Raw genomic sequence first — 19,977 nt, 5'->3', positions numbered from 1 at the left:
GTATGATGGTCCGCATCGACGCCGCTCTGGCGGCGCTTCCCTAGAGCAGATTGCTGTTCCTAGCTTAAGCTAGGCCCCATCCTGCGGCGAGCCGAAATGGCCGCGCAGGCGCTCTTCGGAGATTTCGTCAACCATGACCAGCGGGTCCCAGACGGGCGCTGAAACGACACGCTCGCGCGGAATGTCGAGGGTCACGCTCCGAGCCTGCCAGTCGATGTCCGTCGCCGGACGCAGCGGAATCTGAACGAGCTTTCCGCGCAGCCAGCCCCGCGTCGCCACGATGAGATAGCGGACAGTCCAGCGGATGTCGTCGATGAGCACATTGTCGACCGAACCGACCTTGCCGTCCACGCCGTGGTCGGCGAATCCCTTGATCGCCGCGGCGCTGCTGAGGCGCCGGTCGCCGTCCGTTGCGACGCCCGCCTCGCCGCCGAACTCCGGCGCGCTCCAGGCCGGATCCCATCCGTAGTGGTCGAAGAGGCGCTGCTCCAGTTTGACCGTCACCGCCTCGTCCTGGCGCGCCTCCGGACTGGCCTCGACCTGCCGGGTGGTCAGGTTGACCGACACCGCCAGTTCGCCGGCGAAATTCAGCATGGGCAGCGCCGGTCTCGGCGGCAGGCGGATCGACGCGACCGCCGATGGGTGGATCAAGACCTTGCGGCCGGGCAGCCATTGGCCCGTGTCGACCACCATCCAGCGCACCCGCCGCCGAGAGTCGAGCAAAAAGTCCTTGACGGCGCCGATGCGGCCGTCGCTGGCGGCGATGGGGCGTCCGATCAGGCCGCTCGCGGCGAACAGCATAGCCGTTCCTCTCGATTCTCGCGGTTCCGCCCCCGCTCGCGCGTGGCGAGAGGTTGGAAATGGCAGGGCGCCCTTTAGTGCCGGAAATGGCGCATGCCGGTGAAGACCATCGCGACCCCCGCGTCGTCGGCCGCCGCGATCACCTCGGCGTCGCGCACCGAGCCGCCGGGCTGGATGACCGCGGTGGCGCCCGCCTCGATCGCCGCCAAAAGCCCGTCCGCGAACGGGAAGAAGGCGTCGGAGGCGACGACCGAGTTTTTGGTGCGCGGCTCGGGCCAATCCGCGGCTTTTGCCGCGTCGAGCGCCTTGAGCGCCGCCACGCGCGCAGCATCGACGCGCGACATCTGCCCTGCGCCGATCCCCGCCGTCGAGCCCTCCTTGACGTAGACGATCGCGTTCGACTTCACGTGCTTGGCGACCTTCCAGGCCATCTTGAGGTCGGCCATCTCGGCGGGCGTCGGCGCGCGTCTGGTGACGACCTTAAGCGCAGCCTGGTCGAGGACGCCGCCGTCGCGGTCCTGAACCAGAAGGCCGCCGGCGACCGAGCGCACGGTCAGGCATTTCGCGCGCGGGTCCGGCAGGCCGCCAGCGATCATCAATCGAAGGTTCTTTTTCGACGACACGATCGCGATCGTGTCGTCGTCCGCCTCGGGGGCGATGATGACCTCGGTGAAGATCTCGACGATCTTTTTGGCCGCCGCAGGGTCGAGGCGGCGGTTCAACGCCACGATGCCGCCGAAGGCCGAGACCGGATCGCAGGCCAGGGCCTTCTCGTAGGCCTCGACCAAGCTCGCGCCGACCGCGACGCCGCAGGGGTTGCCGTGCTTGACGATCGCGACCGCGGCGCTCTCGGCGGGGTCGAATTCGGCGACGAGTTCATAGGCCGCGTCGGTGTCGTTGATATTATTGTAGGAGAGCGCCTTGCCCTGGACCTGGCGCGCGGTCGCGACGCCGGGACGGGTTTCGGCGGTAAGATAAAGCGCGGCGGCCTGGTGCGGATTCTCGCCGTAGCGCAACGCGCCGAAGGCGTCGTGCAACACGCCGCCGAAGGCGCGCCATTTCGGCGTCGTCTCGCCGATCTCGCCGTTGAGCCAGTTGGAGATGGCGGCGTCGTAGGCAGCCGTCCGGGCGAAAGCCTTCTGCGCCAGGCGACGGCGGAAGGCGAGGCTCGTTGCGCCCTCGTGGCGGTCGAGCTCGGCGATGAGCTCGGCGTAGTCGGCGATGTCGACGATGACGGCCACGTCCTCGTGGTTTTTGGCCGCCCCGCGGACCAGGGCCGGTCCGCCGATATCGATGTTCTCGACCTTGTCCTCGAACGACGCGCCGCGCTTCAGCGTCGCCTCGAACGGATAGAGATTGACGATCAAGAGGTCGATCGTGGCGATGTCGTTGGCGATCAGCGCCGCCTGATGGGTCGGATCGGCGCGGATCGCGAGCAGCCCGCCATGGATGCGCGGATGCAGGGTTTTGACCCGCCCGTCCATCATCTCGGGAAACCCGGTGACCTGCGCGACGTCGACGACCGGAAGCCCCGCTTCCCCGATGGCCGCCGCCGTTCCGCCGGTGGACAGGATCTCGACGCCCCGGGCCGTTAGCGCCCTGGCGAGATCGACGAGGCCCGTCTTGTCGGAAACCGAGATCAGCGCCCGTCCGATCTTGACGACATTGGTCGGCATCAACTCCTGCTCCTCGCGCCTCCGGCGTGTTGCGGCGCCATAGCACGGAACAAATGCGGGCGGAAACGGCAAGGATCACGAAAAGTTAACCTCCCAGGTCCCTCGGGCGCGTCATCCGGATTCGAGGCTGGCGCGTTTACCCCAAGGACGGTTTCCGCCGTTTGTTCCGAGGAGCAGCCTATGATGAAGACCATCGCGCTGGCCGGTTTCGCCGCCTCTCTCCTGGCGTCTCCCATCGCCCTTGCCCAGACCGGGACGTCGTCCTCTTACGGCTCCTACGGCTATGGACAGCAAATTCCGACCCAATCGCTGACGCCGTTCGACCGAAGCTGGAACCATTTCAACGAATCCAAGGTGCGTGCGGAGGAATCCGCGGAGTGGGTGCGGGCACGAGAGGCGGGTCCCGAACCCGTTCTAGGACCGAATCGACGTCAAGGGACAGGACAGCGGGCGCGGGTTGACGCGCCGGTGCGGAAGTCCGAAAATTGGCCGCGCTGACGAAGGCCAACGCCTTCGGCCGAATCGACACCGGAGGCGACGGCCCATGGACCTGCGACTGACCGAGGACGAACTCGCGTTCCGCAAGGAGGCGCGCGCGTTCGTCCGCGACAACCTGCCGGCCTCGATCCGGGAAAAAACTGTCGCGGGCCGGAGGCTCGCCAAGGAGGACTACGTTCGCTGGACGCGCATTCTCGCGGACAAGGGCTGGGCGGCGCCGCACTGGCCGGTTGAATGGGGCGGAACCGGGTGGGGCCCGGTCAAGCAGTCGATTTTCCTCGACGAGGTCCAGCGCGGCAACGCGCCCGAGGCGATCGCCTTCGGGGTCAACATGGTCGGGCCGGTCATCTACACGTTCGGTTCGCGGGCGCAGAAGGAACGGTTTTTGCCACGCATTCTCGATCTTCGAGACTGGTGGTGCCAGGGCTTCTCGGAGCCCGGCGCGGGGTCGGATCTCGCCAGCTTGCGGACTACTGCGCGCCGCGATGGCGACTCGTGGGTGATTTCCGGCCAGAAGACCTGGACCACCATGGCGCAGTACGCCGACTGGATCTTCCTCCTCGCGCGCACCAACCCGCAGGGCAAGAAGCAGGAGGGTATTTCGTTCTTCCTGGTCGACATGAAGAGCCCGGGCGTGACGGTGCGGCCGATCCAGACCATCGACGGCGGCCACGAGGTCAACGAGGTGTTCTTCGACGACGTCCGCGCTCCGCTCGACGCGCTTGTCGGCGAGGAGAACAAGGGCTGGGACTACGCGAAGTTCCTGCTCACCAACGAGCGCAACGGAATTGCACGGGTCGGAATCTCCAAGGCTCGGCTCGATCGGGTGCGCGAACTCGCCGCCATTCCGGTGTATGGCGCCGGCCCCAAGATCGACGATCCATTTTTCCGCGCCAGGCTCGCGTCGGTGGAGGTCGAACTGAAGGCGCTCGAGATGACCCAGATGCGCGTCATCGCGAGCCGCAGGAGCGACGGCAAACCCGATCCCGCCTCGTCGGTCCTGAAGATCAAGGGCTCGGAAATCCAGCAGGCGACAACCGAGCTTCTGATGGAGGTCGTCGGGCCCTACGCGCTCCCCTACGAGGACCCAGAAGCGCTGACGAACGAGCCGCCAGTCGGCCCCGAATGGGCTGGCCCGGCCGCGCCGAACTATTTCAATTACCGCAAGGTGACGATCTACGGCGGTTCGAACGAGATACAACGCGGCATTATCGCCAAGGCCATTCTGGGGCTCTGATCCATGGATTTCGAACTGAGCAGCGAGCAGCAGATGCTGCGCGACAACGTCGCGCGACTGATGAAGGACCGGTACAATTTCGAGGCGCGGAAGTCCTATCAGGCGAGCCCGGCCGGCTTCAGCGAAGCGCTATGGCGCGAGTACGCCGACCTCGGACTCCTGGGGGCGCCGTTTTCGGAGGAGGACGGCGGCTACGGGGGCGGCGCGGTCGAGACGATGATCGTGATGGAGGAATTCGGCAAGGCGCTGGCGCTCGAACCCTATCTTGAGACGGTCGTCCTCTGCGGCGCGCTCGTCAAGCACGCCGCGTCGGCGGAAAAACGGGCGGAACTCATCGGCCGCATCGCGGCCGGCGATCTTCGCCTCAGCTTTGCTCACGCCGAAAGGCAAGCCGGATTCGACCTCAACGACGTCGGACTGGCCGCGCGCAAGGACGGCGCCGCTTTTGTTCTTGATGGCGAAAAGGGTCTCATCGTCAACGGCGACAGCGCGGGCGCGCTGATCGTTTCGGCTCGGGTCTCGGGCGGCCGCCGCGACCGCGACGGGATCGGACTCTTCCTCGTCGACGCCGACGCGCCCGGGGTAACCCGCCGCGGCTATCCCACCCAGGATGGCCGGCGCGCCGCGGAAATTGCCTTCGCCAATGTCCGGGTCGAGCCTGAAAGCGTGCTCGGCGCCCCGGAAGGCGGGCTGCCGATCATCGAGCGCGCGGTCGACGAGACCATCGCCGCGCTGTCGGCCGAGGCGGTCGGCGCCATGAGCGAGGCTTTGGCGATGACCGTCGAATACCTGAAGACGCGCAAGCAGTTCGGCGTCACGATCGGCTCGTTCCAGGCCCTTCAGCATCGCGCCTCCGACATGGTGGTCGCGCTCGAGCAGGCGCGCAGCATGATGTATCTCGCCACCATGAGCGCGACCGAGGAAAACGCCGTGGAGCGCGGCAAGGCGATCTCCGCGGCCAAAGTGCAGATCGGCCGGTCGGCGAAGTTCATCGGGCAGCAGGCCGTGCAGATGCACGGCGGGATTGCGATGACCTATGAATACAAGGTCGGGCATCTCTTCAAGCGTTTGACGCTGATCGACGCGGCCTATGGCGACGCGGACCTGCACGCGCGCAAACTCGGCGACCGCGGGTCGCTGTTCGCCTGAATTGGACTCATGCGATCGGTTCTGGTCACTGCGTTCGAGCCGTTCGGCGGCGAAACGGTCAACGCCTCCTGGGAGGCGGCGAAGCACCTCGACGGCGCCTCATTCGGCGACGCCATCGTCGCCGCGCGGATGCTGCCGTGCGCTTTTGAACTTTGCCTTCCCGAGTTCGTCGCCGCGTTCGAGCGGTTGAAGCCCAGCGCCGTGGTCATGACCGGGCAGGCGGCGCGGCGAGGAATGGTCTCAGTCGAGAGGTTCGCGCTGAGGAGCGTCAGCGTGACGGCGCGGGACAACCGGGGCGAACTCGGCCTAAGCCCGGCTTCTGGCCCGGATGTGGTGGAGACGACGGCCTCGGCGACCGCGGTCGCGCATGCGATCCGGGAAGCCGGCGTCGCCGCGCGGGTCTCGACCGACGCGGGCGACTACGTCTGCAACCACCTGTACTACGGCGCCCTACGGTATCTCAGCTCTCAGTCGCCGACGACCGCCGCAATCTTCATCCACCTCCCGGCGACACCCGCGCAATCGGCGCCGAAAGCGAGCGATCGCCGGCTCGACTCCGCGAACGCGGCCCGAGCCCTGCAGGCAGGGGTCCAGGCATTGATGCGGGGAACGGATGGCGGGCGCAGTATTAGCGCCGTGTAGTTTCCTGGAATCGCGCCCTGTAAGCGCGGTCGTTGACTGCGTCGCCGCGCTCAAGCCAAGCGCGGCAACAAACGGCCGCGTCGACCGAAGAGCAACCTGCTTCAGCGCGACAGATCGTGCGGCGCGGCGCCAAGGCGCACTCCAGACAAGGAAACGCCGCCCGCAACTGCGGACGGCGCAAAGGGAGTGCGGAAAACTTCGCGTACGCCGCGTTTTAGCGGATCAGACTGCGATCTTGAATGACTTCGACATCTGATCCTTGATCGGCTCCAAGGTCTCGACGACCGTCTTCTGGGCGACGGCAGCGAGATCCTTGACTTGCACGACCACGGCGTCGGTTTGCTTCTTGGCGAAATCGTTCTGCAACGCGATAAGATCGCTCACCGACTTCACGGCGAGCGTCGCCTTGATGAAATCAAAATTCGCCTCGGCGTTGGCGCGGGCGGCCGCGAGCGCTTTGGTGTTGAACGTAGCCACGCCGTCCTTGACCGCGGCGAAACTCAACTCGAAGGCGTTCGCGGCTTCCTCGGCCGAAACCTTCGCCTTCACGAACGCGGCGCGCGATTCCACAACGCCTTTCTCCAGCGCGTGGCGAACCGTTTCCTGCATCTCGAGAGCCGGCTCGACGATCGCCTCGACGGCTTCTTCAACGTTCAGGGTCTCGTCCGGAAGGTCGGGCTCGACCTGGACGGCGGCGGCAGCTTGCGCGCCGGCGCTCTTCTTCGATGTGGATGCCATTTCGTGCTCTCACAGACTTTCGAGTTTGAGGAATCGGGCAAAGCCGATTGCGCGGCTCACTGCTTACCCGGAATAAGACCCTTCTGGAAGGCGGCCCCGAGTTCCTGCGCCTGAGTTTGCAGCGCAGCGATCTGGCTCTTCAGGTATTCGCTTTGGACGGCGAAGATTTCCTGCGGGTCTTTGGCCCGGACGAGCTTGGTCGCAACATCAAAAGCGGCGTTCGCGTTCTGCTCGGTATAGCTCAGGACCTGCGCAGCGACGGATTTGACTCCGCCCTGTCCAGTCACGTCACCGGCGGCGCCGGCGGTCCGTTGCGCTACGGAGAGAAACCCTTCGAAGGCCTTGCGCGCCTGCTCTACGCTGCGCTCGGCGAAATCACGCAAATCGTTCGGGACGTCAAAAGGTGAGGAGGCGTTCATCGTTCATGCTTTCATGTTGTTCGGCGGAGGGTCTGCCCAACGTCTGCAGATCCATACCTCAGTTTTTGCTGCAGTGCAACATAATTCCGCGCCGCACCAAGAATTTTAACCGTTCGCGGAATCAGCGATCCGCGGAGCGTGGTGAAATCCTGCGATCAGCGTTAAAGAATTGCTAACGGTCGCGGGCGTAGGCGATTGTTGGTATCGCCCCGGCCGAGCGTTGCAAAGCGAGCCGATCTTGAATTTGCCGCCGTCGAAGCCATCCGGAGACCGCACTTTGACGCCGGAAGCGGCGGACGGACTGTTCGACGCCGCCGCGCCCCTCACGGGCGGAGGGACGCCGATTGCGGTCATCGCCGCAAGCGGGCAGGCGGCGCACGTCACCGCCTTCGGACTGGCGCTCTTGGGAGCGACGGATCGCGCTGACTTTCAGAGGCGTCTCCTGTCGGGTGACGGTCCCGGCGCGCGCCGCTTGCGCCGCCTCGCCGCGACACTGCCGGTCGCCGAAGGCGCGCGACTCGAACGCATTCGAAACTGCGACGGGCCGCGGGCGACAAGCGCCAACGTGCGCTGCGTCCGCATCGCCGCTCCCGATGGCGCCGCTTTCCTGATTCTCACGGCGGACGACGCCGTTCTTGCGAACCCGGCGCCGGTCGCGCCCGCTGAGCCGATCGCGCCGACCCTGCCGCCGACGGCCTCTCCTGTCGTCGTTGCGCCCGCCCGGTCGCGCTTTCTCTGGAGCGTGGACAAGGACGGACGCTTCGCAGCTCCCGATCCGGTTCTCGCCTCGGCTCTGGGGGCCGTCGCGCCAGAGGCCGGCGAGACCGTCGAGGCCCTCCGATTCCGCGTCGCCATCGAAAACGGCGAGGCGCTTGCCTCTGCCGTCGAAAAGCGAGAGACGTTCGCGGACCTCAAGATCCTATGGATGGCGAGCGACGGCGCTCACGCGCTTCCGATCACCCTTTCGGGAGCGCCGCTGTTCGACAACGCCCGCGAATTTGCCGGCTTCAGGGGCTTCGGGACGATCGGCGAGGCGATCGAGGCGGCAAGGCCGTCAGGGACGGCTTCCGCACCGGATGAGGACAAAGCCGTTGCGGCCGCCGCAGGGCCTGCGACGGCCGAAGACGCCGCGCCTCGTGCGACGGCGACCGCAGACGGCGACGAAGTGGACCGGAGCCGCCTCACCCCGGTCGCGCCAGCCCCCGAACTGCCCAGCCCGCCCGCCACGGCCCCGCCGCCGGAACCGGCCGGACCGCCGGACGCAGCCGCGGCTCAAGAGCGGACCGCCGAGATTTTCATCCTCCGTCAGAGCGCTCCGGCGTCGGTTGCGCCATCGAAGATCGTTCCGATCCGTCCGGGCGCCTTCGATGCGTCGAGACCGCAGGAGGCGGGAGACTCCGGCGACGGCAGCGTCGAACTTAGCAAGGCAGAGCGTGAAGCGTTCCGCGAAATCGCGCGGGCGCTCGTTGGTCGCACCCAGGCTTCCCGAACGGACGCGCGACCCGTCGCCCACGACCCTCCGGCGCGGGCGCGCGAACAGGGCGCCGAAGCCGCGGACGACTCAGGCTTGATGTCCCCCGCCGAACCGGAAAAGCGCCAGCCCGCCGCCGATCCGGACGCGGTGCCGGTCCTGCGAAACGCGTTGACGCTGCTCGACCGCCTTCCCATCGGCGTCCTCGTCGCCCGCGACGCGCAGCCGCTCTATGTCAATTTGACGCTGCTTGCTCTGCTTGGGTACCGGGATCAGGAGCAGTTCGAGTCGTGCGACGGACTGGCGGCGATGTTCCGCAGCGACGCGCGACCGACACTGTCGGAGACCGACGACGGCGCCTTCTCCATCTTTACCATTCAGGGACAGGCGCTGGCGGTCGAAGGCCGCGCGCAGGCCATCGTCTGGGACGGCGCGCCCGCCACGCTGATCATGCTGCGCGCAGCAAAGCCCGCGAGCCGCTCGGACGAAAGGCACGGCGACGTCAGCGAGGCAAGCGTCGCAGACGATCTCGTCCAGATGCTCGATCTGGCGACCGACGGCGCCGTTGCGCTCGACTCGGCCGGCCGCATCCAGTCGTTCAACGCCTCGGCGGAACGGCTGTTCGGCTATGCCGAAAAGGATGTCGCGGGCGAAAGCGTGCTGATGCTGCTCGCGCCGCCGAGCCATCCGGCGGCGACCGCTCTCCTCGAAAGCCTCAGCCGGCTTGGCGGGCCCTCGTCCGAACCGCCGACCGCCGTCGCGGGCCGCGACCGCGAAGGGGCGCCGCTCACCCTTTCGCTGACACTGGCGCGAGTCGGGCCGCCGGACGCGCCCCATTTTTGCGCGCTTTTCCGGGACATGCGGCGCGAGCGCGAAACGGAGCGCCGCCTGACCGCGGCGCGTGACGCGGCGCTCGCCGCCAGCGCCGCGAAGACCGAGTTTCTCGCGCACGTCAGCCACGAGATCCGCACGCCGCTCCACGCCATCCTCGGCTTCGCCGAGGTGATGATGGAGGAGCGGTTCGGACCGATCGGCAACGACCGCTATCGGGATTATCTGAAGGACATCCACGCCTCGGGGCGGCACATCATGAGCCTCGCTGACGACCTGCTCGATTTGAGCAAGATCGAATCCGGCAGGCTCGAACTGGCCTTCGCGCCCGTCGACGCCAACACGCTGATCCGCGAATGCGTGTCGGTGATGCAGCCGCAAGCGGCGCGCGAGCGGATCATTATGCGCATCTCGCTGTTCGACCGCCTGCCCCGGGTGATGGTGGACGAGCGCTCGCTGCGGCAGATCATGCTGAACCTCATGTCCAACGCGGTGAAGTTCAACGAGCCGGGCGGACAGGTGATCGTCTCGACGGCGGTCGACGCTGCCGGCCAGGCGGTCATCCGGGTGCGCGACACCGGCGTCGGGATGATCGAGAGCGAGGTCGGGGTCGCCCTAGAGCCTTTCGGTCAGGTCGGCCGCGGGCAACGGAAGGGCGGCGTCGGGCTCGGCCTGCCGCTGACCAAGGCGCTGGTCGAGGCCAACAAGGCCGAGTTTTCCATCAAGAGCCGGCGGGACCACGGCACTCTGGTGGAAATCTGCTTCCCCAACGTCCAGGCGGCGCAGTGAAGGGGGAGGGCGGCCGCTTCCTACCGCGTGCGCGTCCAGGACACCGACTTGCAGATGAGGCCGCCGAACACGCACCCGGCGGTGGTGAGGTGATCGCCCGAAAGCGTCATCTTGCCGGAATAGGTCTTGCCGTCCTCGGGGTTGAAGGCCGAGCCGGTCCAATCGTCGTCGCCGTGCGGCTTCATGGCGAAGAACACCTGCTGGCCGATTTTGGCGGGGCCGCCCGCGTCCTTGAGCCAGATGATCGAGCCGCACAGCGCATCGCCGCCGCACGGCGCAATCCGGACCTTCGATGCGCCGTTTTCGCGCAGCCAGTCGCCCTTGGCGTCCCCCGCCAAGGCTCCGGCACCCGACGCCGCCACCAAGGCGGCGCTCGCGATCAACGCTTTCATCATGTCGCCCCTCCCGCCTTCGCTGGCGGCATTAGTTGATAGTTGAACGTTCCGTCAAGGCGTTGAGCCGGACGCCGAGGCCCAGACGGGACGATATCCCGCGGCGAGCGCCGCGACGGTCGAGGGCGGGGTCAGGACGTTGACGTCCCGGATCACGCCGAACGCGAACGGCGCGCCGTAGCCAGAAAAACTCCACGGCCACAACCTCCCGTCGCGGAGGGCGTGCGGGCGGCCCTCGACCGCGACAAAGGCGCCGTCGGGAAGCGCGGCGAGACGCGCCCGCCAAAGGCGCTTCAGCCGGCCGTCGAGTCGTTCGCGGTGGAGAACGACGTCCATCGCGTCGGCGTCCTTCGCTTGGCCGGGGAACGCGGAGGCGAAGGCCTTTGCCGCATTGCGCCGGCACTCGAAGCAGGGGCGGTGGCCGGCCGCCAGCGCCGTCGGCTCGTCGAGGAAGAAGAGCTCGGTGTAGCCCTCGCCCCAAACCTCGCGCCAGCGGCCCTTGAATTCGCAGACGCAGACAATCCAGCGCTTCGACGTCCAGCGCCGGCGGCCGAGCGTCCGGTCGGCGCCATGCAGCCGCCCGCCGCGATTGCCCAGGAACGCGCCGCGCGCGGCGACCGCGTGGAATTCGCCGAACGGATCGACGCGATTCTGCAAGGGGCGCTGCGGGTTGCGTTCTGCGTTCACCTGACGAACCTTGATGGGCGATGGGACGGCGCGAAGGGGTGACGCATGGCGCTCGAGCTTAGACCGAATTGTGAGGGCTGCGACAAGGACCTGCCGCCGAATGCGACGGACGCGCGGATCTGCACGTTCGAATGCACCTTCTGCGTCAACTGCGTCGACAACGTCCTCAAAAACGTATGCCCGAACTGCGGCGGCGGCTTCGCCCCGCGGCCGATCCGCCCGGCGCGGGAATGGCGGCCCGGCCTTTCGGTCGCCAAACGCCCGCCGTCGACCCAGCGCATCCGCCTTTCCTACACGCTCGCCGAGATCGCGGACTTCGCTCGCGACATCGCGCCGATCCCGCCGGAGGAACGGTAGGGCGCGGTTTTGGCGCCGCCTAGCGACGCCGTTAGCCATCCTCCCCCGCAGCGCGATGCAGCGCGGGGGAGGAAATCCTACTGTGCGGGCGGCGGCAGCGGGGCCGCGAACACGGGCGGCGGCGCCGAAACCGTTACGGGCGGGACAGGCGCCGCGGGGGCGGACGGCGCGCGAGGCGCAGGCGGCGCGCGCCGCGCGGGAGCGGGGGAGGCTATCGACGAGACAGTCTCCGGCGCCGCGGCGGTCGCGATCGCGTCGCCGACCGTATCGAGGCCGTAGACGTCGTCGCGGAAATTGGCGGGCCCGTCGCCGTTCGACCAGCCGGTCAGGTACACCCAGATCACCGGCACGGGATGCGCGAGGCGGATGTCGAAAGGCGCGCCCTCCTTCACCTTCTCCTGCATCGCGGCCTTGTCCCACGCGCCGCTCGGACCGCCCGGCGTCCCCTCGAGCAGCCACTGGGCATAGTCGTAGACGCCCTGCACGCGCACGCAGCCGTGGCTCAAGAAGCGGTAGTCGGCGCCGAACAGGCGCTTCGACGGCGTGTCGTGCATGTAGACGGCGAGCTTGTTCGGCATGCCGATGCGGATCGAGCCCAGCGAATTGCCGGCGCCCGAATCCTGCCTGAGCGTGTAGTTGGCGGCGCGTTCCGAACTCCAGTTGATCGCCTTCGGATTGATCTCCTGCCCCGAGCCGTCGAGGATGCGGATCTTCTGCCGCGTCAGGTAGCCCGGATCGCGCTGCATGCGCGGAATGATTTCCTTCTTGATGATCGAGGTCGGCACGGTCCAGGTCGGGTTGAGGTTGATGACCTGGATGTGGGCCGAGATCTCGGGCGACGGATGGTCGGGATCGCCAACGATGGCGACATAGCGATGCGCGACCCTGCCGTTCTCCACCGCCTCCACCGCCGTGGACGGCAGGTTGACGACGACATAGCGGTCGCCGAACTCGAAATTCGCCCCGGCCAGCCGATCGGCCGAGGACGCAAGCTCCTTGAACCGGACCTTTGCCGGGACGTTCATCGCCTTCAGCGTGGCGCCGGCGACGATTCCGGTCTCTTTCAGTCCCATGCGGGTCTGAAAGCGCTTGACCGCGGCGGTGAGCTCAGAATCCCACGCCTGGCCGCTGGCATGGAAGGCGTCGAGGTCGCCCTCGATCGCGAGGCGCTTGCGCAGCCTGGCGACCTCCCGACCCTTGTCGCCGGGATGCAGCGCGACGATGTCGGTCGGCCAGCCGCCGGCGTCGACGATCGCGCCATAATGCTCGGAAGCCTTGGCGGTGGCGAAGAAGGTGTTGGGCTGGAGGGTCGGGGTCGGGTCGGTCGACAGCGCGGTTTCGAGCGGCGGCGGAGGCGGGGCGACTTTCTTGGGCTTCGGCGGGGCCGCCGCGGCCGCTGCGGGAGCGGGGGTCGAGCCCGGAGCCGCGCTGGCCGCTGGCGCCGCCACGCCCGGCGTTGCGGTCGAGGCAGCGGCGGGAGTCGACGGCGCGGCCTCAGCGGGCATGAAGGGCGCCGGCGGCGTGCTCGAAGCGGATGCCGGGGTTGACGCGGCAGGCGCAGCGGCGCCCGGCGCGGCCGTCGCTGGCGTCTTGGCCGGGGCGACCGGGGCGGCGCTGGGCGAGGCCGCTCCGCTCGTCGAGGCCGGCGTCGAAGCCGGCGCCGCGGGCGGCGCGGCCGTCTGCGCCTGAGCGGCGCCGGCGAGGAGGGGGGCGCAAGCGACGGCGCCGGCAAGCAAAACGCGAATTCTCATCAATCGGACCTGTATGCCGGTTCGCGCGCCCCCCCAATGGATGCGCGCCGCCGGCTTTCATTTACCAAGCGTTGGTTACTAAATCCGCACGAAGGCAAACTTGCGGCAGACAACGTTTACCCGCGGGAACGACGTAAAGCCACCGTTGGCCGCCTTTGAGGGCGCGCTCCAAAGGGCGTCTTTCCGGACGCCCCTCTGTCAGCGGGCTACGGAGCGCACCGGCGTGGTCACCGACCACGCCCTACAACCGCGCCTCAGCCCGCGACGACGATATGAAGCCGCCGCGGCCCGTGGGCGCCGAGCAGCAGCGTCTGCTCGATGTCGGCCGAGCGCGACGGCCCCGTGACGAGGTTGAGCGTGCGGGGCGCGCCGCCCTTGCCATAGACCGATCGCAGCCGCGCAAAGGCAGATTCGTAGTCGGCGACAATGTCTTCCCGCCTCACGACGACGATGTGGTTGTCGGGGAGGAAATTGAGGGTCGTCGGATTGTCGGCGCCCGAGACGAGCGCGAGCGTCCCGGTCTCCGCGATCCCCGCGAGCGCCATGGAGACCGCGTTGACGTCGTGTCCGTCCGAAGGACCGGAGGAGATTTCCTGCGCCGTCTCGCCCCACGGCAGGGCGTCGAGCCGCGGGTCGGCCCCCATCCGCACCGTGGCGGGGCCGTTCGAGTCGCGCAGAAAGCGCGCAACTTCCGCTGGCGCGTCGGCGAGCGAGTCGACCTCGGCGACGCTCGCCTGCGACCGCTCGGCCTCCGCCTTGAACGTGGCGATGCGCGCCGGGAGGTCGCCCTGCCCGCGCTTCGGCACGACGCCCGCCGGCGCTTCGGCGATCCGCCGCTCGACCTCGAAGCGGCGCGTCGCCTCGGCGCCAGTCACGCCGAGCGAACGGCGAATATTGGCGAAGATCGCGTCGCGCGCGTTCATTTCACCGCTCCGCTCTTGTTCACTTCACCGCTCCGCTTTTGGCGCGCCACTGGCTCTGGAAGGTCGTCCGCTCGGGCGCGGCGAGGTCGCGGTAGCGCGTCCAGCCGCCGGCGAGCGGGATCGAGGCGAACCGCCCCTTGCCGCGGCCGGCGAGGTGGAGAGCCCGGGCGACAAGATCGGTCGCAAAGCGGTAGAGGGTGGGGCGCCGGGCGAAGAACGCCCAGAGGCCGAGGCCGGCGCGCACAGTCGCCGGCGACAGGGCCCGCTCGAATTCGCATTCGCGCCAGTGTCGCATCATGTTCGGCAGCGGAATGCGCACGGGGCAGACTTCCTCGCAGCGTCCGCAGAAGGTCGAGGCGTTTGGCAGCTGGCCGCCTTCCGCGACGCCGATCAGCGACGGCGTCAGCACCGCGCCCATCGGCCCCGGGTAGACCCAGCCATAGGCGTGTCCGCCGACGGCCTGATAGACCGGGCAGTGGTTCATGCAGGCGCCGCAGCGGATGCAGCGCAGCATGTCCTCGAACGCGCCGCCGAGCATCGACGAGCGGCCGTTGTCGAGGATCACGACGTGATACTCGGCTGGGCCATCCGGATCGTCCGGCCGGCGGGGACCGGTCGAGAATGTGGTGTAGACCGAGGCGTCCTGGCCGGTCGCCGAACGGGCGAGCACCCGGAGGAGCTGCGCGGCGTCTTCCAGCGTCGGCACGACCTTCTCGATCGAGGCGATCACGATATGCGCACGCGGCAGGATCTGGGTCAGGTCGCCGTTGCCCTCATTGGTGACGATGACCGAGGTCCCGGTCTCGGCGACAAGGAAATTCGCGCCGGTGATCCCGACGTCGGCGGCGAGGAACTTCGCCCTCAGCACGGCCCTCGCCTCTGCGAGCAGCTGTTCGGGCTCCGAGAGGTCGCGGTCCGGCGGCAGGTCCCGGTGGGCCTTGCGGAAGTCCTGCTCGACGTCGCGTTTGCTCACGTGGATCGCCGGAGCGATGATGTGCGAGGGCGTCTCGCCGCGCAGCTGAATGATGTACTCGCCGAGGTCGGTTTCGACCGCCTCGATCCCCGCCGCTTCGAGCGCCTGGTTGAGCCCGATCTCCTCCGAGATCATCGACTTGCCCTTGGTGACGCTCCTCGCGCCGAGCCCTCGGCAGAGGTCGAGGATGATTGTGCGGGCGGCCTCTGCGTCCTCGGCGTAATGCACATGGCCGCCGCTTTCCGTCACCTTCAGCTCGTAAGCCTCGAGATAGAGGTCGAGGTGCGCGAGCGTATGGTCCTTGATGGCGCGGGCGCTGTCTCGCAGGGCCTCGAACTCCGGCAGCCGCGCAGCCGCTGCCGCACGCCGGCCGGTGAAATTGCGGGCGTGAACGAGCGCGCCTTGCAGCCGCGCGTCGGTCAGGGCGTCGTGGACGTTCTCTTTGAAGTGCGGCGTGGTCGCGACGGCGGTCATCGTCGGGCCTCCTTCTGCGGCTCGCCGATCGCTGGGCCGTCGGCCATTCCGGCGAGCACCTCCGCCACATGTCTCGCCCTGACCGGCGAGCCCTCGCGCTGAAGCTTGCCCGCGATGTTGAGAAGGCAGCCGAGGTCGCCCGCCAAGACAGTCCCGACCGGAGTCTTGCGAATGTCGTCCGCCTTGCGCGAGACGATTGCGTTTGAAAGTTCGCCGTACTTGGCCGCGAACAGGCCGCCGAAGCCGCAGCAGGTCTCGGCCTCGTCGAGCTCGACAAGGCTCAGGCCCTCGACGCTCGCCAGGAGCCGCCTAGGCTGCGCCTTGACGCCGAGCTCCCGCAACCCCGCGCACGAATCGTGATAGGCGACCGTGCCGTCGAACCGAGCCGTCACGCGCTCGACGCCGAGAACGTCGGTGAGAAAGCTGACGAGCTCGTGCGTCTTCCCGGCGAATCGCTCGGCCTTCGTCGCCATCTCCGGCTCGCCGGCGAACAGCTCCGGGTAATGCCTGATCAGCATGCCGCCGCAGGAGCCGCTCGGCGCGACGACGTAGTCGCAATCCTCGAACGCCTCGATCGCCTGACGCGCGAGCGCCGCAGCGGTCGCCCGGTCGCCGGAGTTGAAGGCCGGCTGTCCGCAGCAAGTCTGCGCGGGAACGACGACCTTGCAACCGGCGTCCTCCAGGAGCTTGACCGCGGCGAAGCCGACCGTCGGGCGCATGATGTCGACGAGGCAGGTGACGAACAGGCCGACGCGCGGCGGGCGCCTGCGGTCCTCGCGCTCAGAAGCGATTGCATGCATCTTGGACCCAAAATCCTCCGCCGGGCCCGCGCCCCGCGCGCCCTTGTCGCCTCCCGAACGGCCCCCTAAGGTCGCACAATGGCAACGGATATCGCAACCCGCGTCTACAATCACACCTTCCGGATCGACCCGGCGATCCGGACGCTGCTCGACACGGATTTCTACAAGCTCCTGATGCTCCAGATGATCTGGAAGATGCATCCCGAGCGGCGGGTGACCTTCCAGCTCATCAACCGGACGGCGTCGGTGCGGCTCGCCGAGATCGTGGACGAGCGCGAGCTGATCGACCAGCTCGACCACGCCCGCACCCTGAGCTTCGCCAAGAACGAGCTGATCTGGCTCGCGGGCAACACGTTCTACGGCACGCGGCACATCTTCGAGCCGGGATTCATGGAGTGGCTCGCCCACTTCCGTCTGCCCGATTACGAGCTGACCCAGCGCGACGGCCAGTACGAGCTGACCTTCTCCGGACTGTGGGCCGAGACGACGATGTGGGAGATTCCCGCGCTCGCCATCATCAACGAGCTGAGAGCCCGGGCCGCCATGCGCAGCATGAGCCGGTTCGACCTCGACGTGCTCTATGCCCGCGCCAAGGCCAAGCTGTGGTCCAAGGTCGAGCGGCTGCGCATCCTTCAGCGCGAGGGGCCGCTGAAGGTTTCGGACTTCGGCACCCGCCGTCGGCACGGTTTCTTGTGGCAGCGCTGGTGCGTCGAGGCGATGCAGGAGGGCCTCGGCGACAGTTTCATCGGCACGTCGAACGTCAAGCACGCCATGGACACCGGCCTCGAGGCGATCGGCACCAACGCCCACGAGCTGCCGATGGTCTACGGCGCCATCGCCCGCGACGAGGCCGAACTGCGCGAATCGCCTTATGCGGTGCTGCGCGACTGGGCGACGATGTACGGCGGCAACCTGCTGGTCGTCCTGCCGGACTGTTTCGGCACCACCGCTTTCCTGCGCAACGCCCCCGACTGGGTCGCCGACTGGAAGGGCGCGCGCCCGGATTCCAAGCCGCCCCTCGAAGCCTCGCGCGAGCTCATCGCGTGGTGGCGGACGCGCGGCCGCGATCCGTCGGAGAAGCTGATCGTGCTCTCCGACGCGATGGACATCGAGTCGATCGAGGAGTCGGCTCGGGCGCTGCGCAGCGACGTGAACCTGTCGTTCGGCTGGGGCACCAACCTCACCAACGATTTTCTCGGTTGCGCACCGGCCGGGGCGGACGGTCAGCTCAGGGCGATCTCGCTCGTCTGCAAGGTGGTCGAGGCCGACGGCCGGCCGGCCGTGAAGCTCTCGGACAAACCCAACAAGGCGCTCGGCGCGCAGGAGGAAATCGAGCGCTATCAGCGCATCTTCGGCGCCGACGGGATGGCGCGGCATCCGGTCGAGGTGTGAGCTCTTTCGAATCCATGGAACGACGCGGCTGCCCGTAGGGACGTCACATGCGGAAGCCATAATCGCTGACCGAACGCGCATGGCGGGAGCCAGGCGAAGGCGAGAACCACAATGCCCACGCGCCACGTATGCCCCTGGTGGGCCGGCTACTTCCTGACGAGTCCGATCCGCAAGCTCAGGCAGGATCCGTCGCGCATCCTTCGCCGCTGGTGCGCGCGGGAATGATCGTTCTCGAGCCCGGCCCCGGAATGGGCTTCTTCACCTTGGAGCTTGCGCGGCTGGTCGGCCCGGAGGGTCGGGTCGTGGCCGTCGACGTTCAGCCGAAAATGATCGCGGGGCTCAGACGGCGGGCGGAGCGGGCGGGGCTGCTTGACCGCATCGACGTACGGGTCGCGCCGGAGTCGACGATGGCGCTCGAAGCGTGGGAAGGCGTAGAGATTTTTTTTTCCTGGCCTTTGCGGTCGTCCATGAAATGCCTTCGGCTGCGACGTTCTTCGCCGAAGCCGCGCGCGCGATGAAGCGTGGGGCCCGCATGCTCCTTGTCGAACCCGCCGGTCACGTGAGCCAGGACCGGTTCGGAAAGGAACTCGCGCTCGCCGCCGAGGCCGGTCTTGCCGCGGTCGATCGGCCGAACGTCGCCTCCAGCCGCGCCGCGGTGCTGCAGAAGTCGTGATCCGGCAGACCGGCCGAGCGCGGGGGATTGCTCGACTCCGCGCGTCTCCTTAGTCTCGCTCGCGGGGCGAGAAAGAGAGCAACATGCCATTCGAGGGCTTCGGGCCGCAGGCGTTGCCGTTTTTCAAGGCGCTGGCGTTCCATCAGACGAAGGAATGGTTCGAGGCCAATCGGGCGACTTACGAAAGCTGCGTCAAAGGACCGATGGGCGACCTCGTGGAGGACACGGCGGCGCGGCTCGCCAAGGCGAAGATCCCGATCAAGGGCGATCGCAAGACGTCGCTGTTCCGCATCCACCGCGACGTGCGCTTCGCCAAGAACAAGGACCCTTACGAGACCAACGCCGGCGTCGCGATGACCCGCAGCGGCTCAAAGAACGATCCCGGCGTGCTCTACTTCCACCTCTCGCCCGAGGAGTGCTTCTTCGCCGCCGGCTTCTACCAGCCCGAACCGCCGGCGCTCTCAAGGCTCCGCGACGCGGCGGCTCGTGCGCCCAAGGCCTTTAAGCAGATGATCGCGAAGCTCAGGAAGGCGGGGCTCAAACTCAGCGAGGAGGACGCGCTGAAGCGCGCGACGCGGGGGTTCGAGGCGGTCACCGATCCAGTGATTCTCGTCGCGGCGCGGCAGCGGCATTTCATTTGTCTGCGAAGCGTGTCGGAAAAGGAAATCCGCGAGCCCGCCCTCATCGACGCCTTCTGCGCCTTCGCCAAAGACTCTCTGCCGCTGCTCGAATGGGGCTGGGACGCGCTGACCGATTCGCGCTAGGCTCGCAGTCATGGCCAAGGTGCTTCCCGCGATCGACGCGGCCTGCCGCGCGTTCATCAGCCGCCGGCGCATCTTCTTCGCCGCCTCGGCGGCGCCGGGCGCGCATGTCAACGTCTCCCCACGCGGGACCGAGAGCTTTGCCGTGCTCGACGACCTGACGGTCGCCTATCTCGACAGGACCGGCAGCGGCAACGAGACGGCCGCGCACATGAAAGCGGACGGGCGGCTGACGCTGATGTTCTGCGCCTTCGACGGCCCGCCCAACATCCTTCGCTTCTATGGGCGCGGCGAAGTCGTGCGGCGCGGAAGCGAGGCCTATCGCGACATTCTCGCCCAAGCGTTCGACGGCAAGGAGCCGGCGGGGGTGCGGCAGATCGTCCGGCTCCATGTCGACCGTGTGCAGACGTCCTGCGGATACGGGACGCCGCTCTTCGACTATCGCGGCGAGCGCCCTTCGCTCGACAACTGGGCCAGCGCCAAAGGCGAGGAGGGGCTCGAAGCCTATCGCCGCGATAAGAACGCCGTCAGCATCGACGGCCT

22 protein-coding genes are annotated in these 19,977 nt (G+C 67.8%); 12 read left to right on the top strand and 10 right to left on the bottom strand.

The annotated features are described in order from the left end of the window. Nucleotides 1-69: 69 nt before the first annotated feature. Both ACLP25_RS28090 and purH read right to left on the bottom strand, forming a co-directional pair. Entirely contained in the window at nt 70-801 is a 732-nt protein-coding gene (locus ACLP25_RS28090) for a PRC-barrel domain-containing protein (RefSeq protein ID WP_442472388.1), read from the bottom strand. Nucleotides 802-875: 74 nt separating this feature from the next. Continuing rightward, a complete protein-coding gene (gene purH / locus ACLP25_RS28085; protein WP_442472387.1) occupies nt 876-2,477 on the bottom strand; it encodes a bifunctional phosphoribosylaminoimidazolecarboxamide formyltransferase/IMP cyclohydrolase in 1,602 nt (533 codons plus the stop codon). 180 nt (nt 2,478-2,657) lie between these two features. Here purH and ACLP25_RS28080 point away from each other — a divergent pair, with 180 nt between their 5' ends. The 4 genes from ACLP25_RS28080 to ACLP25_RS28065 are packed head-to-tail and all read left to right on the top strand — an operon-like array spanning nt 2,658 to nt 6,003. After that, nucleotides 2,658-2,975 (top strand): hypothetical protein, encoded by a 318-nt coding sequence (locus tag ACLP25_RS28080; RefSeq protein ID WP_442472386.1) that lies wholly within the window; start codon nt 2,658-2,660, stop codon nt 2,973-2,975. Between the two features lie 46 nt (nt 2,976-3,021). Next, nucleotides 3,022-4,212 carry an acyl-CoA dehydrogenase family protein gene (locus ACLP25_RS28075; RefSeq protein WP_442472385.1) on the top strand — a complete coding sequence of 397 codons (1,191 nt, stop codon included), beginning with the start codon at nt 3,022-3,024 and terminating at the stop codon, nt 4,210-4,212. Nucleotides 4,213-4,215: 3 nt separating this feature from the next. Further along, entirely contained in the window at nt 4,216-5,361 is a 1,146-nt protein-coding gene (locus ACLP25_RS28070; RefSeq protein WP_442472384.1) for an acyl-CoA dehydrogenase family protein, read from the top strand. 9 nt (nt 5,362-5,370) lie between these two features. Further along, nucleotides 5,371-6,003, top strand: coding sequence for a pyroglutamyl-peptidase I family protein (locus ACLP25_RS28065; RefSeq protein ID WP_442472383.1), 633 nt, complete (start codon nt 5,371-5,373; stop codon nt 6,001-6,003). 222 nt (nt 6,004-6,225) lie between these two features. On the opposite strand, the gene ACLP25_RS28060 is transcribed toward ACLP25_RS28065, so the two are convergent. Both ACLP25_RS28060 and ACLP25_RS28055 read right to left on the bottom strand, forming a co-directional pair. Further along, entirely contained in the window at nt 6,226-6,741 is a 516-nt protein-coding gene (locus ACLP25_RS28060; protein ID WP_442472382.1) for a phasin family protein, read from the bottom strand. A 56-nt stretch (nt 6,742-6,797) separates the two neighbouring features. Then, complete coding sequence (locus ACLP25_RS28055) at nt 6,798-7,124, bottom strand: phasin family protein (RefSeq protein WP_442472381.1); 327 nt, start codon at nt 7,122-7,124, stop codon at nt 6,798-6,800. Nucleotides 7,125-7,398: 274 nt separating this feature from the next. Between ACLP25_RS28055 and ACLP25_RS28050 the strand changes: the two genes are divergently transcribed. After that, nucleotides 7,399-10,251, top strand: coding sequence for a histidine kinase dimerization/phospho-acceptor domain-containing protein (locus tag ACLP25_RS28050; protein ID WP_442472380.1), 2,853 nt, complete (start codon nt 7,399-7,401; stop codon nt 10,249-10,251). Nucleotides 10,252-10,271: 20 nt separating this feature from the next. Here ACLP25_RS28050 and ACLP25_RS28045 read toward each other — a convergent pair whose 3' ends face one another. Both ACLP25_RS28045 and ACLP25_RS28040 read right to left on the bottom strand, forming a co-directional pair. Then, nucleotides 10,272-10,643 carry a DUF2147 domain-containing protein gene (locus ACLP25_RS28045; protein ID WP_442472389.1) on the bottom strand — a complete coding sequence of 124 codons (372 nt, stop codon included), beginning with the start codon at nt 10,641-10,643 and terminating at the stop codon, nt 10,272-10,274. 54 nt (nt 10,644-10,697) lie between these two features. Further along, nucleotides 10,698-11,330, bottom strand: coding sequence for a hypothetical protein (locus ACLP25_RS28040; protein ID WP_442472379.1), 633 nt, complete (start codon nt 11,328-11,330; stop codon nt 10,698-10,700). A gap of 45 nt (nt 11,331-11,375) precedes the next feature. Here ACLP25_RS28040 and ACLP25_RS28035 point away from each other — a divergent pair, with 45 nt between their 5' ends. Further along, nucleotides 11,376-11,687 (top strand): DUF1272 domain-containing protein, encoded by a 312-nt coding sequence (locus tag ACLP25_RS28035; protein ID WP_442472378.1) that lies wholly within the window; start codon nt 11,376-11,378, stop codon nt 11,685-11,687. A gap of 77 nt (nt 11,688-11,764) precedes the next feature. Here ACLP25_RS28035 and ACLP25_RS28030 read toward each other — a convergent pair whose 3' ends face one another. Further along, on the bottom strand, nt 11,765-13,192 hold the full coding sequence (locus ACLP25_RS28030) for a L,D-transpeptidase family protein (protein ID WP_442472377.1): 1,428 nt from the start codon (nt 13,190-13,192) through the stop codon (nt 11,765-11,767). On the opposite strand from ACLP25_RS28030, the gene ACLP25_RS28025 reads away from it, so the two are divergent. Then, entirely contained in the window at nt 13,191-13,376 is a 186-nt protein-coding gene (locus ACLP25_RS28025) for a hypothetical protein (RefSeq protein ID WP_442472376.1), read from the top strand. The genes ACLP25_RS28030 and ACLP25_RS28025 overlap by 2 nt on opposite strands. Before the next feature lie 316 nt (nt 13,377-13,692). Here ACLP25_RS28025 and ACLP25_RS28020 read toward each other — a convergent pair whose 3' ends face one another. The 3 genes from ACLP25_RS28020 to ACLP25_RS28010 are packed head-to-tail and all read right to left on the bottom strand — an operon-like array spanning nt 13,693 to nt 16,608. Next, entirely contained in the window at nt 13,693-14,361 is a 669-nt protein-coding gene (locus ACLP25_RS28020) for a LutC/YkgG family protein (protein ID WP_442472375.1), read from the bottom strand. Between the two features lie 19 nt (nt 14,362-14,380). After that, nucleotides 14,381-15,808 (bottom strand): LutB/LldF family L-lactate oxidation iron-sulfur protein, encoded by a 1,428-nt coding sequence (locus ACLP25_RS28015; RefSeq protein ID WP_442472374.1) that lies wholly within the window; start codon nt 15,806-15,808, stop codon nt 14,381-14,383. Further along, nucleotides 15,805-16,608, bottom strand: a complete 804-nt coding sequence (locus tag ACLP25_RS28010; protein WP_442472373.1) for a (Fe-S)-binding protein — start codon at nt 16,606-16,608, stop codon at nt 15,805-15,807. Before ACLP25_RS28010 ends, ACLP25_RS28015 begins: the two co-directional genes overlap by 4 nt. Nucleotides 16,609-16,686: 78 nt before the next feature. On the opposite strand from ACLP25_RS28010, the gene ACLP25_RS28005 reads away from it, so the two are divergent. From ACLP25_RS28005 to ACLP25_RS27985, 5 genes are all read left to right on the top strand, one after another. After that, nucleotides 16,687-18,000, top strand: coding sequence for a nicotinate phosphoribosyltransferase (locus ACLP25_RS28005; protein ID WP_442472372.1), 1,314 nt, complete (start codon nt 16,687-16,689; stop codon nt 17,998-18,000). Between the two features lie 221 nt (nt 18,001-18,221). After that, nucleotides 18,222-18,518 (top strand): methyltransferase domain-containing protein, encoded by a 297-nt coding sequence (locus ACLP25_RS28000; RefSeq protein ID WP_442472371.1) that lies wholly within the window; start codon nt 18,222-18,224, stop codon nt 18,516-18,518. Between the two features lie 14 nt (nt 18,519-18,532). Further along, nucleotides 18,533-18,673, top strand: coding sequence for a hypothetical protein (locus tag ACLP25_RS27995; RefSeq protein ID WP_442472370.1), 141 nt, complete (start codon nt 18,533-18,535; stop codon nt 18,671-18,673). Nucleotides 18,674-18,756: 83 nt separating this feature from the next. Beyond that, nucleotides 18,757-19,437, top strand: a complete 681-nt coding sequence (locus ACLP25_RS27990) for a TIGR02453 family protein (RefSeq protein WP_442472369.1) — start codon at nt 18,757-18,759, stop codon at nt 19,435-19,437. Nucleotides 19,438-19,447: 10 nt separating this feature from the next. Next, the coding region (locus tag ACLP25_RS27985) for a pyridoxamine 5'-phosphate oxidase family protein (protein WP_442472368.1) at nt 19,448-19,977 on the top strand (530 nt) is incomplete at its 3' end.

It is taken from the genome of Roseiarcus sp. (assembly GCF_052145395.1).
GTDB lineage: Bacteria > Pseudomonadota > Alphaproteobacteria > Rhizobiales > Beijerinckiaceae > Roseiarcus.
This window is presented reverse-complemented; position numbering and strand designations above follow the sequence as displayed.